This is a genomic window from Dyella lipolytica (assembly GCF_030160075.1).
In the GTDB taxonomy this organism is placed as follows: domain Bacteria; phylum Pseudomonadota; class Gammaproteobacteria; order Xanthomonadales; family Rhodanobacteraceae; genus Dyella_B; species Dyella_B lipolytica.
The window spans coordinates 283,755-298,853 of the sequence record NZ_BSNQ01000009.1 but is presented as its reverse complement, the minus strand read 5'-3'; the positions used below and the strand labels follow the sequence as shown (position 1 = coordinate 298,853).

General features: G+C 57.9%; 11 protein-coding genes. 5 read left to right on the top strand and 6 right to left on the bottom strand.

What is annotated here, in order from left to right; translation table 11 throughout:
* Positions 1-61 precede the first annotated feature (61 nt).
* On the bottom strand, positions 62-910 hold the full coding sequence (locus QQL64_RS14490) for a helix-turn-helix domain-containing protein (RefSeq protein WP_284400938.1): 849 nt from the start codon (positions 908-910) through the stop codon (positions 62-64).
* Between the two features lie 146 nt (positions 911-1,056).
* Positions 1,057-1,608 (bottom strand): carboxymuconolactone decarboxylase family protein, encoded by a 552-nt coding sequence (locus tag QQL64_RS14485; protein ID WP_284400937.1) that lies wholly within the window; start codon positions 1,606-1,608, stop codon positions 1,057-1,059.
* A 412-nt stretch (positions 1,609-2,020) separates the two neighbouring features.
* Between QQL64_RS14485 and QQL64_RS14480 the strand changes: the two genes are divergently transcribed.
* The 3 genes from QQL64_RS14480 to QQL64_RS14470 all read left to right on the top strand — a co-directional run bounded on the left by QQL64_RS14480 (position 2,021) and on the right by QQL64_RS14470 (position 6,263).
* On the top strand, positions 2,021-3,079 hold the full coding sequence (locus tag QQL64_RS14480; protein ID WP_284400936.1) for a 3-keto-alpha-glucoside-1,2-lyase-like domain-containing protein: 1,059 nt from the start codon (positions 2,021-2,023) through the stop codon (positions 3,077-3,079).
* A 471-nt stretch (positions 3,080-3,550) separates the two neighbouring features.
* Positions 3,551-5,866, top strand: a complete 2,316-nt coding sequence (locus QQL64_RS14475) for a SpoIIE family protein phosphatase (RefSeq protein WP_284400934.1) — start codon at positions 3,551-3,553, stop codon at positions 5,864-5,866.
* 4 nt (positions 5,867-5,870) lie between these two features.
* Positions 5,871-6,263 carry an STAS domain-containing protein gene (locus QQL64_RS14470; RefSeq protein WP_284400932.1) on the top strand — a complete coding sequence of 131 codons (393 nt, stop codon included), beginning with the start codon at positions 5,871-5,873 and terminating at the stop codon, positions 6,261-6,263.
* 75 nt (positions 6,264-6,338) lie between these two features.
* Here the strand turns inward: QQL64_RS14470 and QQL64_RS14465 are convergent, their stop codons facing one another.
* The 4 genes from QQL64_RS14465 to QQL64_RS14450 form a co-directional block, all read right to left on the bottom strand.
* Positions 6,339-7,736, bottom strand: coding sequence for a cytochrome-c peroxidase (locus QQL64_RS14465; RefSeq protein WP_284400930.1), 1,398 nt, complete (start codon positions 7,734-7,736; stop codon positions 6,339-6,341).
* A 142-nt stretch (positions 7,737-7,878) separates the two neighbouring features.
* The gene (locus tag QQL64_RS14460) at positions 7,879-9,618 is read right to left on the bottom strand and encodes a phospholipase C (RefSeq protein WP_284400928.1); all 1,740 of its coding nucleotides are present in this window, start codon (positions 9,616-9,618) and stop codon (positions 7,879-7,881) included.
* 806 nt (positions 9,619-10,424) lie between these two features.
* On the bottom strand, positions 10,425-10,964 hold the full coding sequence (locus tag QQL64_RS14455; protein ID WP_284400926.1) for a carboxymuconolactone decarboxylase family protein: 540 nt from the start codon (positions 10,962-10,964) through the stop codon (positions 10,425-10,427).
* A gap of 63 nt (positions 10,965-11,027) precedes the next feature.
* A complete protein-coding gene (locus QQL64_RS14450; protein WP_284400924.1) occupies positions 11,028-11,777 on the bottom strand; it encodes an SDR family NAD(P)-dependent oxidoreductase in 750 nt (249 codons plus the stop codon).
* 126 nt (positions 11,778-11,903) lie between these two features.
* Here QQL64_RS14450 and QQL64_RS14445 point away from each other — a divergent pair, with 126 nt between their 5' ends.
* The gene (locus tag QQL64_RS14445; protein WP_284400922.1) at positions 11,904-12,821 is read left to right on the top strand and encodes a LysR family transcriptional regulator; all 918 of its coding nucleotides are present in this window, start codon (positions 11,904-11,906) and stop codon (positions 12,819-12,821) included.
* 169 nt (positions 12,822-12,990) lie between these two features.
* Positions 12,991-15,075, top strand: coding sequence for a S46 family peptidase (locus QQL64_RS14440; RefSeq protein WP_284400920.1), 2,085 nt, complete (start codon positions 12,991-12,993; stop codon positions 15,073-15,075).
* Positions 15,076-15,099: the final 24 nt, after the last annotated feature.

Sequence of the window (15,099 nt, the reverse complement as noted above, 5' to 3'; positions counted from 1 at the left end):
GGCCTCCATATTCCACAAGTAGCAGCTCAGCGATACTCAGTAAGATCGCGGCGGCGTACTTTCAGCGCCGGCCTTTGCCTGGATGTTCTATCAACCGGCGATGAGCATCCTCAGTGGCTTCGTCAGCGGGAAACATCGACTCGATGCGTAGCTCTTGCGTAGTGATGGTCTGCGGCGTGCCAACCGTGGTGATCATGGAGAAGTAGCGCAGCACCTGCCCATCTTTTTGAAAACTGAGCGGGACCATCGGCAGTGTGGGTTCATGCCCCGAGGCTTCGATGATGCGAAGGGTGGGATCGACGTTTGGATAGGCAAGCAGCGACGCTAAGAGCTCGCGGGCGCGCTCATCCAGCGTGTGGCCCACCGCCTCCCGATGGATGCGCTGGATCAACGCTTTGGACGTCTCTTCCCAATTGACGATAAATGGGCGCATGCCTGTCGGGTCGAACATGAGGTGGAGCATGTTGCGAGGTTCGGGGCGTGCTTCGAGGTCGATGAATGCGTTGAAAAAGCGTGAGGCTGACGCGTTCCTCATAAACACGTTCCAGTAGCGATCCATCACGAGAGCTGGGAACGGTTCATGGTGAAGAAGGATGCGTTCGATCGCGCGCGTTACGCTGCTCATTTCTTCGGCGTTCCAGGCGTCTTCCTTGTAGACCGGCGCAAAGCCAGCCGCCATCAGCAATGCGTTGCGGTCGCGGAATGGCACATCCAGTGCCTGGGCAATGTTGATCAGCGTTGGCCGGCTTGGCGCACTGCGTCCACTTTCGATGAAGCTGATATGTCGCTGCGATACGCCGGTATCGAGCGAAAGCTCGATTTGGCTTTTACGGCGAATGTCGCGCCAATGACGGAGTAGGCGACCTAGTTCATTGTGGGACGAGTCTTGGGGGTTCTTAGGTGTGCTCATGGGAGTTCCGAAGTGCGTTGCCAGCGATCAGCTCTTCTTGTCTGTCCAATAGAGAGCTAGAACGAGGTAAGTGCAAGGGCACGTATCGGCAAAAACTGCACCCACTGCGATGTGCAGGGGTGCAGCGAGCCAGCGGTGAAAGGCTATCAACCACGCGCCCAAGTGTGTTGCTTGAAAGCCTCTTCGAGTGGCGGGTTCGTGATGGTGGCAGTGTAGTTGGTGATCGTGGATGCCGCGACGATCGCGATGACTTCGAGCAAATGCGCCTTGTCAAAGCCGGCATCCAGGAACTGATCCATGTCCTGCTGGGTGAGGTGGCCACGCTTCTCGATCATGGCGCGCGCCAAGGCCGACAATGCCGCACGTTTTGGATCGGCCGGAAGATGTCCGGCGCGGATAGCGTCGACGTCAGCAACGTCAATCCCTTGCTGTAAAGCGAGTGCGCTGTGGAAAGCGACCGCCCATCGGCTCGAATTGGCGACGGCATCGGTGAGCAAAACGATCTGAATCTGGTCTTCGGGGAAGCTTCCGCCGTGGACCTTTCCAAAAAGGCCTACCAAGCTGTCGATCAGCACAGGCGACGTCGCCATGGCGGCCGCGATGTTCGGAATCATGCCGAAAGCACTCTGCAGTGCTTCCAACGAAGCGCGGGACTTTTCAGGTGCGGACTCGATGGTGTGAACGGGGAACGGTTTCATGATGGTGATCTCACAAGTTGGGGATAGGGGACATTGACCGGCTGCGTTCGTCGGCTTGGCGACATCATTAGCCGTTGTGGAAATAGCCGCAATTACGTGCGAGGTAATACGAACGCTAGAAGCCCCAGCCGATAAGGGGCGTCGAGTCGCGTCCATTTGGTTGCAGGTCTTGCCCGTTTCGCGACGTAACTAGTCCAGTTGACAACATTTGTATTGTTCACTTGGCTCGCCGACGCCTATGTTGGCTCCCCGGCATGCGCCGCTTACTGCACAAATCATCATGGATCGTGTCCCATCTACGCCCCGCATTTCTTTACGGGCAGAGCATCTCAAGCTGAGTATTGCCGCTGTACTTGCGCTTGCTTCAACTACGCCATTGAGAGCTACCAGTCGTGCTCCTACCTCAACACCCATGATTGCGAGTGCCTGGACGACAAAAGGAAACGTTACATTTCTGGCCGATGAGAGCGCCATCGTTATCGCCCAAGGAGGCAGTGCTGAACTCAACTCGACGACTTTTTCCAGTGGAACGATCGAGTTCGATATGAAGTCCCCGGGCGGCAACGTTGGCCTCACTTTTCATTTGCGAGGTAATACGGGGGAGGCGCTTTATTTCAGACCGTCCGCTGACTGTGCAACGTCGGATGACTGTGTTCAATACATGCGGCTTGACCACGGAATCTTCGAATGGGATTTGTTTGGCGACAACCAAGCACGAGCGCTTTTTGGAGCTAACGTCTGGAATCACGTCAAACTGTCCGTGGATGGCCGATCCATGCACGTTTGGGTTAACGGCACGCTGGTATCTGCGCCACGAGACAATCTTCTAGTTGGCGCATTCGACAACGGGACCATCAAACTTCACGGCCCCGCGTCCTACGCGCATCTGACGATTGCCTCGGCCACTCCTACAGAAACTCCGAAACAATCGCTTGCCGTAGGCGACGCCCATCTCGTCACACGTTGGCTGGCGTCGAACGCATTCATCATGCCGTCCACCTTCGATGCGAAGCTAGGTCAGAACACGGGCGTCGCTCCATCTATTAAATCTCTCCCCGCTACGGATGCGTTCAAGCACGTGCTGCATGCGGATTCGACAGGCCTTATCAACGTAACGGCAGCCTTGGGCGAGTCTCAAAAAGGTAACGCGATCATTGCGACTTGGCTCAAGACAGAGGTGACGTCCGAGCATGCACAGGTCAAACACGTTTCTGTCGGCTGGACACGCGAAGCATGGGTCTTTGTAAACGGCGAGCTGGTCTACGCCGATAAGAATCTCTACGGCGTCCCGGGGGCGAGCAAGACGCCAGATGGACGGTTATCGCTTGACAACGGAGCGTTTAATTTGCCCTTAAAACAAGGCAGAAATGAGATTGATGTGCTACTGGATGATAGCTTTGGCGGCGGCGTACAGCATTTCGGCTGGGGTTTAATGATGCGGTTTCCCAACACCGATGGCATTCAATGGTGAGTGGGCAACTTTTCCGTCGAGAACAATGAAGCCCGTTGTCATAGGCCGATTAAATTTGTCCTACCGATGACTAGGGTCTGCTTTCGACCCATAGCGGATGCCCTGATACGCGGAAAGAAAAAGTGCCGTTACGGCCGGATCCGGCACCAAAAGGAAGGTGCCAGCACATCTCAGGATGTGTCGCAGAGCGCAGGTCGCGCAAATGACCGGAGTAAACTGGTATCCACTGAGCGGGGCTCAGCATGTAAAGGGGCAGACTTTCTTTGGTCAGTGGCGGTGGCTCGATAGGGCTGGCGTTGCTTTTTTGGCACCGCTTTTTTGAGCTTTATTCGGCGTGGTTGCTTGTGCCTGGGTGGCGCCTTTTTTGCGACGACTCTCAAGGTCGTAAGCGGATCAACTGTCTACGATGGAGGTCAGGTTCTCTTGCGGGCGATTAGGCCGCCTGGCCAGATTCCTTTTAAAGGGGGCAGCATGGCGGTACGCGGCATTGCTTCACGGCTGGCGCTATGGGTTCTGGCTGGCACCATGCTGGTGATCGTCACCGGCGGGTTGCTGCTCTTTCGATTCATGGGCCATCAAATCCTTGAACAGACTCATCGTGAATCCGAGGCGCTGGCCAGCGATGGGGGTAATCGCATCCAGCAACGCCTCGACAAAGTCACCAACAGTGCGCAGATGCTTGCCAGCCTCATAGGCCCACGGCCGGATGACGCACAGTCTCTGATCCACGATGTCATGCAGCACAATCCTGATCTGGCAGGCTTGGCGGCGGCATACATTCCGCACTCGACGGCTGCAGCGACGACCAGCGGCTCTCCCTTCATCAGTCGGCGTGACGATGGCACATTGCTAAGTCGCGATATGTTGCAAGATCCCAGCCCCTATTGGGATTGGCCTTGGTTTCGCACAGGTTTGACCTGCATAGGAGGCTGCTGGCAGCAACCGTTCTTCTCTCAGTCCAGGCATCGCAAGCTGGTCAACTACTCGGTCGCCATTCTGGCTAACAGGCAGGTCACGGGTGTTCTCAATGCAGACGTTACGCTTGATTGGCTGCAGGGTGTTTTGAGCGGATTGAACAAGCCTCCCGGGGGCGAGGCTTTCGTCATCGATCAGCAGGGCATTTACCTCGCGAGTGACAACCCTGGGTTGATCGGACAGCAGGCTAAAGATGGACTGCTTGACGTTTTCAGCCACCCCGACGCCAAACCTATACGCGAAATGACCACCCAGATTTCGCGCTCGGACGATCCCGTATGGATCTATCACTCGCCCATCAAGGGCACGCAATGGCAATTCATACTTGCCATACCGGAATCCTGGATCTATGCCAGCGTCCAACGCGCCTTCCTCGCCGCACTGGGTATAGGCGGGCTGGCGCTACTGGCCATGACGGTGTTGGTATTCGTCATTACCCGGCGTGTCATGAACCCGCTCGGCGTGCTGACAGAACGGGCGGAGCAAGTGGCTCGCGGTGCGCTCGACTTTACCTTGCCTAAGGTTCGCCAGCACGACGAGATCGGAAGGCTGACACACGCCTTCGATCGGATGCGTCTCGATCTTGCAGAACATCTGGCCGAGCGAACCCGGGTAGCGCGCGAACAGCAACGTCTCACTAGCGAGTTGGAGATTGCTCAACAGATTCAGACGGCGCTACTCCCAGGAGCTCACTATCTGGATGCACGTTGCAGCAACTTCGAACTGCATGCTGTTCTTCAACCCGCGCGAACGGTCGGCGGTGACCTGTACAGCTATTTCATGCTGCATGATCAGCGTCTCTATATCATCGTGGGTGATGTTTCGGACAAAGGCATTCCTGCGGCCTTGTTCATGGCGCGCGCGATCACGTTAGCCAAGGCCATGGCGCCACGCGCTCAGTCGCCGCAACAACTGCTGCAATTACTCAATGAGGAGCTTTGCCGCAATAACGATGGTTGCATGTTCGTCAGTCTGCTATGCGGTTTGCTGGATACCATCAGCGGTCAACTGATCATGGCCAGCGCCGGTCACGAGCCTCCGGTTCTGTGGGGAAGGGATGTGCCACGTCTACTGGAATTCGATACGGGTCCGGCACTAGGCTTGGATGAGGAAGCCACTTATCCCGTGCATCGTCTGCGATTGCGTCCCGGTGACAACTTGCTCATGTATACCGATGGCATCACCGAAGCCACCGATCATGCTTTGCAGATGTACGGTCAGGAGAGGATGCTTGCCTGTCTAGCTCGATACGCAGAAAACGAAGATGGCGACCCCGCGGGCTATCTTGTGACCGACGTCGAGAGCTTTGCGGCAGGCCGTAGTCAGGCCGATGACATCACGGTGCTTGCGTTACGCTGGCACCACGCTGGGCCGGGGAGGAGCGCGTCAATGCTGGACGTGATTATCGACGCTTCCATGGATGCAGTGTTCGACATGCTCGAACGCTGTGATAGAGAGCTGCATTCGGCTGGCATCGATCCCGACGTTCGTCATGACGTGCGATTGGTGCTCGAGGAACTGATGGTCAACATGGTTCAGCACGGTCGCGAGGAGCCACGTGCGGGCCAGATTGGCTTGCGCCTGACGTTAAGTAGCGGCGCCATCATGGTTGAGCTGCATCACGACGGGCAAGCTTTCGATCCGCTGCAGTCACCTCCGATCCTGCTCACCGGCGACATCGCCGATCGCGACACCGACGGCGGCCTCGGCGTTCATCTAGTGCGCGCTATGGCCAGTGACCTCAATTACGCGCACGACGCGCAGGGCAATCACCTCCAACTGCGCTTTATCTATCCCCATAAGCCGGAGTAAGACCATGAGCTTCAGTGTGCGTAGTGAAAGTTCGTCGCCTCAACGCGTTACTCTGCATTTGCAGGGCCGGCTCGATGCAATGACTTTCGGCGAGTTCGACGAGGCGGCTGTTGGGGTGTTGCAACAGATGGCGACGGGAAGCACCGTCGTACTCGATCTCTCTTCGCTGGATTACATAAGCAGCGCTGGACTGCGCAGCGTCGCAAAGATTCGCAAGGCGATGCGAGCACGCAGTGGTTACGCTCTCCTCGTCAACCCGCAACCTCAGGTACGCAAGGTATTCGATATTGTGAAAGCGGTGCCCGTCAGCGACGTCTTCTCCAGCGTGACGGAGCTGGATAACTACCTCGACCGTATCCAACGGCAAATTGTCGATGGGGATGAGGAAGATAACTGACTGGGTAAGGCAGGGGCAGCAGAAAAGTGGTGATTCTGTCTATTCACCAGTGTGCGCCGCCTTGCTTTGCTTTTGTCACTCACGCAGGTAGCCATCGTCCAGTGTGTGGAGGAAGGTGATGATGTCCTGGATGTCCCGGGCGGTGAGCGGCGGCGGATCGCCAACGTGGCGGTCGAGGGGTGCATCAGTGGTGTCCACGTTGCTTTGATAGGCGGCAGGTATATCGTTGTAGAGGTCCAGCTTGCCGCTGGCATCGTGCGGGTAGATCTTCGCCGGCGTGACGCTGCGCAAATTGTAGAAATCGAGTACCTGCGTCAGCGAGTGGTAGACGCCGTTGTGAAAGAACACTGCGCGCTTATCCACGTTGCGCAGAGTGGGCGTGAGGAACATGCCGCAGTATTGCGTTTGACGCGCGAGGTCTTTGCGGAACGGGCCGCAGATGCCGAGATCGTAGTAATGCGGATCCCGGTTAAACGCCAGTGTTGTGTTGCGGGGTACGCCCAATGCCTCGTATTGGGCGTCGGTGAACAGTGGGGGTAGGCCATCGCGCCCAGGTTGGCTGAGGTGGCAGCCCGCGCAGTTGCCTTTCTTAGGGTCGTTGAACAGGCGCAGTCCGCGCATTTCAGCGGGTGTCAGTGGGGCCAGTCCTTGCAACCAAGCGTCGTACTTGCTGGTGAAAGGGTGAAAAGACGTGTCTTCGATTTGAAAGCGGCCGATGGCAAACATCGCCTCGGAAACGAGTTGCTGCGGGTCATTCAGAATGCCGGGCCCGAACAGCAGGGCGAACGTTTGACGGTAGCGGCTGTGCACGAGTTTGTTGGCAACGTCATCGATGCTGGTGTTGCCCATTTCCACCGGATTGAGCAAAGGCAAATAGGCCTGTCGTTGCAGTGAATCGGCACGGCCGTCCCAGAACAGGCCGCCTTGCGCCACCATCGCGGGCGCGGCGGGCACCATGCCGGCTTGCTTGCTTGCACGCGGATTGCCGCGCGCGGATGCGGCTATCGCATTGAGGTCGGGCGCCACATCGTTATCGGCTGGATCCGGTCCGATGCTGAAAGGCGGTTGCCGGTACAAGTAGCCAAGCGATAGAGGTGGCCGATACCCGACCTTGTGCAGGTCCACGCCGCCGGGCTGCACGGTTAGCGCGTTAGGTGGGTTGTAGCCGTAGGCGGGGCTGTGGCAGGAGGCGCAGGACTGCCGTCCAGAGCCCGACAGCATCGGATCGAAGAACAGCGATTTACCAAGTTGTGCAACGGCGCTCAGCGGGTTCGCCTGCGGAAGTTTCAGGTGGACCGGATGCGGATTAATACCGCTAACGTCAGCGACATCGCTTTGCAGCGTCGTGGCCTTGTCGAGAAACGCGTAGCTAGTGACGCAACTGAACGCGCAAACCGTGCCAAGCAGAACTTTGAATAAGCGATGCCGCTTGCACTGTGCGTGCATGCGCAATGTCGAGGATTCCGATGTCAAAGGCACTCCAAGGCGATGACGTGACGGGATGCGATATGGACTTTAAAACTTCTCTGCTCCGCGATGTGTCGCGGAGCAGAGATGGGCTTCAGTTGCCATGTGCGAGGATGAATCAGGCAACGATCTGATTGCATGCCTGTGATCAGGAATGCCAGGGCGAGCGTTTGTGGATCGGCGTACCCTGATTGGGATCGAGGAACAACGGTTGCGCAAGATCGAAGCGGCGGCGGTTGAAGTCGAACATGTTCATGATGCTGCCGGTGGTGGCATCGCCCGAGCCTTGGCCGATGCGCTCGCCATTCAACCAGTTGTCTTCGATGAAGCGCACCACCGAAGCCTGCGTGATTTGCGTGTCATCGACATAGTTGACGCGCGCATAAGGCGAGATCACCAGGAACGGCGTACGCGTACCGGGGCCGCAGCGGCCGTTGACGGTACCGCCATTCACACCTACGCCCGGCGCGGCGCCCGATGCATTACAGACACCCGGAGCATTGAGCTGGTCGGCACCGACCACCTTTCCTTCCGGAGTGGTCGAATCGAAGGACGATGTGGTGGGCGAGGCATAGCGATGGTCGTACCAGCCATCGGAGTCATCGTAGGTAATGATGACGGCGGTGCTGTCCCAATCAGGTTGCTTCTCCAGGAAGTTGATCACATTCACCACGAAGGACTGCTCATCCAGCGGATCGGAGTTGCCCGGATGCGCATCGTCCACCGCGGGCGGTTTGATATAGCTGACCGACGGGAAGTTGCCAGACGACACGGCGTTGAAAAAATCGTTCACGTCGTATTCGTGGTGCACGGGCGTCGAAGTGCTGTCCTTGTCGTCCGTGTAGCCAACCTGGGCCGTCGAGGTGGGGCGCGTGTGCATCGGGTTCGAGGTGCTTGCGTAATACTGGAACCAGTTGTGGTGCGGCGTGTAGTCGGTTGGGGTGGCATCCAGTACGCTCGAATAGGTACTGCGCTTGCAACCGGTGGTTCCGTTTTCGTTTACGGCGGTCAGGTCGAAGCCGCCCATGAAACCGCCCCAGGTGATGTGGCTGGCATTGAGCAAGTCGCCGATGTTCTTCGATGTCATCATCACCGTGTTGCTGGTCGAGGAGCAGGAGTCATAGGCAGGATCGGTATCGCCGATCAGGGTAAGGCCGCCCTGGGTGTCGGGGATGGTCGAGGCCGAACCGAGCACGACCTTGGCGCCGTTGTTGGTGCCGGATACCACGGCAATCGCACCCGGCGTCGAGGGACCGTAGGTGTCGGTATAAGCGTTGTCGTCCATGGCGAAGTGCTGCGCGTAATTCCACATCGCCGTGACGGTGTTGCCATCGAAGTAACCCATCACAAGACCATTCGTACCGAACGCGCCGGTGGTGGTCACCGTGTTGTTACCCGTGAAGGCGGGAAAACGGTCGGCGATGCCGTTGTCGTACGCGAGTTGCTCCGGCGTGTAGCTATGGTTCTGGCCCTCGGTGTTGGCCTGAGTGCGATCAAGTCGGAATGGGTTCACCGCATTCACGCCGTTGATGGGGTTTAGCTTGTTCGGATTGTCGTTCAGCAGTGCCGGCGTCAGGCCGTCAACCGCGGGCGTAAAGGGCTTAGCCCTGAACGCCGGTTCGCCCGGAGGATTCGCCGCCACGGGATAGGTGCCGAAGTAGTGATCGAACGAACGGTTTTCATCGAAGATCACCACGAGATGCTTGATCGGCGTTGCCGTCGGGATCCGATCTTGTGGCGAGCGGCCGTCGCCGTGCCACGGAGAATGCGCAAAAGAATCGGCGTTCTGATTCGAGCTCGGATCAACCTGGGCGTAGGCGAGCGAGAATCCCATCAAGGCGATCGACGCGGGCAAGATGGTCTTGCGGAACATACGAAGACTGGACATGTGCAAACTCCTGGAGTGGGTACGACGACACAGGGTTGGTACAGCACCCATTTCATTTCTGTAGATTTCCCCTCACGACAGGCCACGGGCTGCGCTGATGGCAAAGTCCTTGGCATGCTCCGAATTGAACCATCTGGATGTGAAGGTTCCGGGACAGCCGAGCGCACCCGCACACATCGCAGGAACTCCGTCTCACTTTTCGTTTTGATTCGGGTACTTTCCGGCAGGAATGCGCACATCCCTCAATGTCCGCTCAGCCCCGGTATCGTCGCCGCGGCTGGCTTGTCGGGCATACGTTTCATGTATGTGCTCCTGAAGGTAGGCGAGCCAGCAACTGGCTGGCGACAGCTGGGCTCAGGCAAGCGCCAACTCCACCGCGCGCGGTGTGGCCGATATAGAAACCTTTTGTATTAGTGCGCACCGTCGAGGCGCAAACGGAAATGGAACCGCTCCAGACAGTGCGGACGAGAAGAAGCTGCTTGCGCTATCCCTATGCACAATCTAGACGGTTTTTTCTTAATGAGACGTCTATTTGCTTGGCGATGGGTGTTAATTGCATGCGCTTCGTCACAAAAGCCGTTCAGAGCAGCGAGCAAAAAGAAAAAGGCAGAGACCAGGGTTAGATTGAGTTTTGCTAGTCAGCCTGAATACTCGTGCCTTGCCAGCGTTTTGCGAAAAGGTCCGCTCTCGACCCAAAGCGGACTTTGCGCTGGATAGGTCATTTGTTGAAAACTTGAAGACGTTGCATTTAATGAGGCGAATGCGCTGGGGGGAAACTCATAGCGCACTCGCCTTTTGTTCTGCGATCAGGCTGCGAGCTTGGGAGCGACGGGGAAATCTACCGGCACGCCGGTCACGCCGTGCAAGTAATTGGTCACCGTCTTATCGCCGATGATCACGATGACGTCCACAAGGTTCTCCTTGGTCCAGCCCGCGGCGAGAAAGGCGTCGACCAAGGCAGGATCGGCGTGGCCACGCTTGACGGCGATGCTCTTTACTAAACGGGCCAGTGCGTCGAGCTTGCTGTCAAAGCTGGCCGTGCCGCTGCGAATTTCGAGCACCTGCGCATCGGTGAAGCCATGCATCTTGCCGATGACGGTGTGCGCCGCAAGACAGTACTCACAACTGTTGACTTCGCTCACGACCAGATTGACGACTTCGCGAGCCTTGCCAGTGACACTGCTCTTGGCATTCTGGAAGGCCAGATAGTTGCCCAATGCATGTTCGGAATAAGCCAGCGTGGCGTAGAGATTGGGAACCGAGCCCAGGCCCTTCTTGAGGGTGTCGAACAGCGCCTGGTTGGCGGGGGAGACTTCGTCGCGGGTGGGAACATTGAACTTGGTCATGATGATTCTCCTGGAACGTGAGGTGGTGGGGGTTGTTGAATCAGCGGTGTAAAGATCGTTGGATTACTGCGCGGTGTAGCCGCCATCGACACCGATGGACTGGCCAGTGAGGTAGCGCGCCTTGTCGCTGGCGAGGAACACGATGGTCTGCACGATTTCGTCTACCGTTGCTTCGCGCTTGGCAGGTATCGACGAGAGAAATCCGGACTTGGCTTCCTCGCTGCGACCGACAAACCGCTCGAGCATGTCGGTGGCAACCGGGCCAGGGGCGACGGCGTTGACACGAACACCCGACGCGGCGCCCTCAAGCGCGGCGCTCTTGGTGATGCCTTCCACCGCGTGTTTGCTGGCCACATAGATGGCGGCGCCGGCGATGCCGACCTTTCCGGCGATCGACGAGATGTTGATGATCGAACCCGAACCCTGGGCGAGCATGGGACGCATCTCGTGTTTCACTGACAGGAGTGTGCCCAGCACATTCGTCGCGAAGGTGTTTTCGTAGTTGTCCAAGGACTGTTCGGTGATGGGCCCTAGCTGTCCTTCGGTGCCGGCGTTGTTGACTGCCACATCGATGCGGCCGAAGCGCTGAATGGTCTGCTCGATCAGCTGGCGAACATCAGCCTCGAAGCGCACGTCGGCGTGGATAAATTCGGCCTCGGCACCCATGGCGCGAAGTTCTGCGGCCAGCGCTTGGCCAGCTTCTTCGCGGCGGCCGCTGACGGCGACGCGAGCACCTTCCTTGGCAAAAGCGATGGCGGTGGCGCGACCGATGCCGGTGAGTGCGCCGGTGACGAGTACGACGGAAGTGTTCATGAGGTGGCTCCTTTAGGCGGGGTAGGTGTGTTGCCGTTGGGAGCACTTTGATTGATTCCACACACATCAACTAGACCTTTATTTGATATATCATTAATTCCTATTTGGAATTAATGAGGCATCGTCATGGACAAGCTGCAAGCCATGAAGGTCTTTGTGCGCGTGGTGGAAGCGGGGAGCTTTTCTGCCGTGGCCAAGGAATCCAACACCACGCAGAGCGCCGTGAGCAAGCAGGTGGCAGCGCTTGAGAATGTGCTCGGCGCGAAACTGCTGATTCGCACCACTCGGTCGCTCGCTCTTACAGAAGAAGGCGAACGCTATTTCGAGCAGGTCAGGCGTGTGGTGGGGGAGATCGCCGAAGCGGAAACGTCACTGAAGCGTGGCGAACAGCAATTGAAGGGTTGGTTGCGTGTCGCCGCTTCGGTCGGTTTTGGACGGCTCAAACTCATGCCATTGGTCCAGACATTTTTGGCCAAGCATCGCGAAGTAAAAATTGACCTGCGACTCAGTGACGGCTTCATCGATCTGGTGGAACGTGGCATTGATGTCGCCGTGCGTATTGGCGAATTGCCGGATAGCCGTCTCATTGCTCGACCCATTGGGATGTCGCGGCGCGAGCTGGTGGCGCATCGGGACTATCTGCGCAACTTACCCAAGGGAATCAAGCCTCCCAAATCGCCGGACGATCTTGAGCGACACAACTGCATCGTCTACACCGGAACGACCATGCGCAACACCTGGCGCGTCGCCGCAGGTCCGGGTGCTGCCGATCCCGAAGGTACTGCGCGGGTCATCAAAGTGGAGGGCAACCTGCAGACCGATAGCAGTGAAGTCATTCGCGCGTCCGTCCTTGCAGGCATGGGTATTGGCTACACACCTTCATGGCTGTTTGAAGATGAAATCGCTAGTGGTGAGGTCGTCCGCGTGCTGCCCGACTGGTCGGTACTGTCGCCGATCCATATCGTCACGCCGCAAGAGCGGCGTCACTCGGCGAAGGTACGGGCGTTTTCCGATCATCTCGCCCAGGGACTCGGCGTGACCTGAGGTCATTGCATGATTGTCTTGCCCGACGGGTGTCATGACAGCACCGAGGGGAAAAGAGTCGAACTGTCCCCCATGCCAAGGGTCACGTTGTTATGTTGTAACGCCGATCTCATACTCCGTTGCACTGCGAAGGGCCACATCGGGACCCTTCCGCCACGAGGAGATCGCTATGAAGCAGGTGTTCTGTTTTGCATTGGCTGGCCTACTCGTTGCGGGGGGAGGAGCGGCCATGGCGGACGAAGGCATGTGGACCATGGATCACTTGCCGGTCAAACAGATGCAGCAACGCTATGGCTTTACGCCTAGCCCGCAGTGGATAGATCTGGTGCAGCACGCGGCTTTGCGGCTTGCGGAAGGATGTTCCGGTTCGTTCGTCTCGGCCAATGGTCTGGTGATGACCAATCACCATTGCGCCAACGCCTGTCTCTCCCAGTTGTCCAAAGGGCATGAGGATTACATGTCCGCCGGATACGTCGCCCTCAAGCAAGAGGACGAACCGAAATGCCCCGATGTCGAGCTCAACCAGCTCGAATCCATTACCGACGTCACGAGCCAGGTGAATGCGGCCACGGCCGGCAAGAGCGGTGCCGACCGCATCAAGGCCGAACACGAAATCGACAGCACGCTGGAGAAGGGCTGCGTCAACGGCGATGCCAAGACCTGGCGTTGCGATGTCATCACCCTCTACAACGGTGGCAGCTATGCGCTGTACAAGTACCGCCGTTACCAAGATGTGCGCCTGGTTTTCGCACCGGAGCAGAGCATCGCTTTCTTCGGCGGCGATCCGGACAACTTCAATTTTCCGCGCTATGACCTGGACGTGACGTTCTTTCGCGCCTATGTCGACGGCAAGCCGGCGAACACGCCGCAATTCTTCAAATTCGATACGCAGGGACCGAAAGCGGGCGACATGACCTTTGTCGTGGGCAATCCCGGCTCGACGCGGCGCGGTTTGACCTGGAGCCAATTGTCCGCGCTGCGCGATTACCGTCTCATACCTATCTATGCGCTGCTTTCCGAGGTGCGCGGTGTGTTGTGGCAATACAGCCGCGGCGGTGCCCAGCAAACCAAGGAATCACAGGAATTGCAGTTCGGCATCGAAAACGCCATCAAAGTTTACGACGGCTGGCTGCAGACCTTGAACGACGAGCAGTTCATCCAGCACAAACAGCAGCAGGATGCATCGCTGCGGCAGTGGATGGCGGCGACGCCGGCGCGGCGCGCCAAATATGGCGATCCTTGGGCGGATCTAGCACGCGCGCAACAGCGTGCGAAGGATCTGCAGGTGCGCTTCATGCAATTGGAGGCGGGCCTTGGATTCGGTGACCAGACCGGGCAACTGTTTAGCGATGCCCGCACCCTGGTTCGCGCCGCTGCCGAACGCAACAAGCCAGATGCTGATCGCCTGCCTGAATTCCGCGATGCGAATCTCCCGGCTGTGCAGCAACAGGTGGAATCCGACGTTCCGTTCTATCCGCAGTTTGAAGAAAACATGTTGGCCTGGTCGCTGGGCAAGTTGCGGCAGGCGCTCGGTGCAGACGATTCGACCGTGCATGAAGTACTCGGCAAACAATCGCCTGATCAGCTCGCACAACATTTGGTCGGCGGCACCAAGCTTGGCGATGCCGCGGTGCGTAAGCAGCTATGGGATGGTGGCGAGAAAGCCATCGAGGCTTCCAACGATCCGATGATCGAGCTGGCACGACAGATCGATCCGGAATCGCGCAAGATTCGCAAAGCCTACGAAGACGAAGTGAAGGCGCCCACCGACAAGGCCGACGAGGCGATTGCGAAAGCACGTTTCGATCGCGATGGCATGTCCAGCTATCCGGACGCAACCTTCACGCAACGTCTCTCCTACGGCAAAGTTGTGGGCTGGAATGAAAACGGCGAACCGGTGCCGCCTTTTACTCACTTCGATGGCTTGTACAAGCGCGCCACGGGTGCCGATCCCTTCAAGCTCCCGGATAGCTGGATCAAGGCACAAGACAAGCTGGACCTGTCGACACCGATGAACTTCGTCACCGACAACGACATCATTGGCGGTAACTCGGGTAGCCCTGTGATCGATCGCCAGGGGCACGCCGTCGGTCTGATCTTCGATGGCAACATCCATTCGCTCGGCGGCGATTTCGTCTACGACGGCAGCAACAACCGTGCGGTAGCCGTCGACACCGCCGCGCTGGTCGAGGCCGTGCGCAAGGTCTACAACCTGCCGCGATTGGCCGATGAGCTGACGCAGGGCCATCTGTAACGAATCCAGATGCTGCTGCACAAG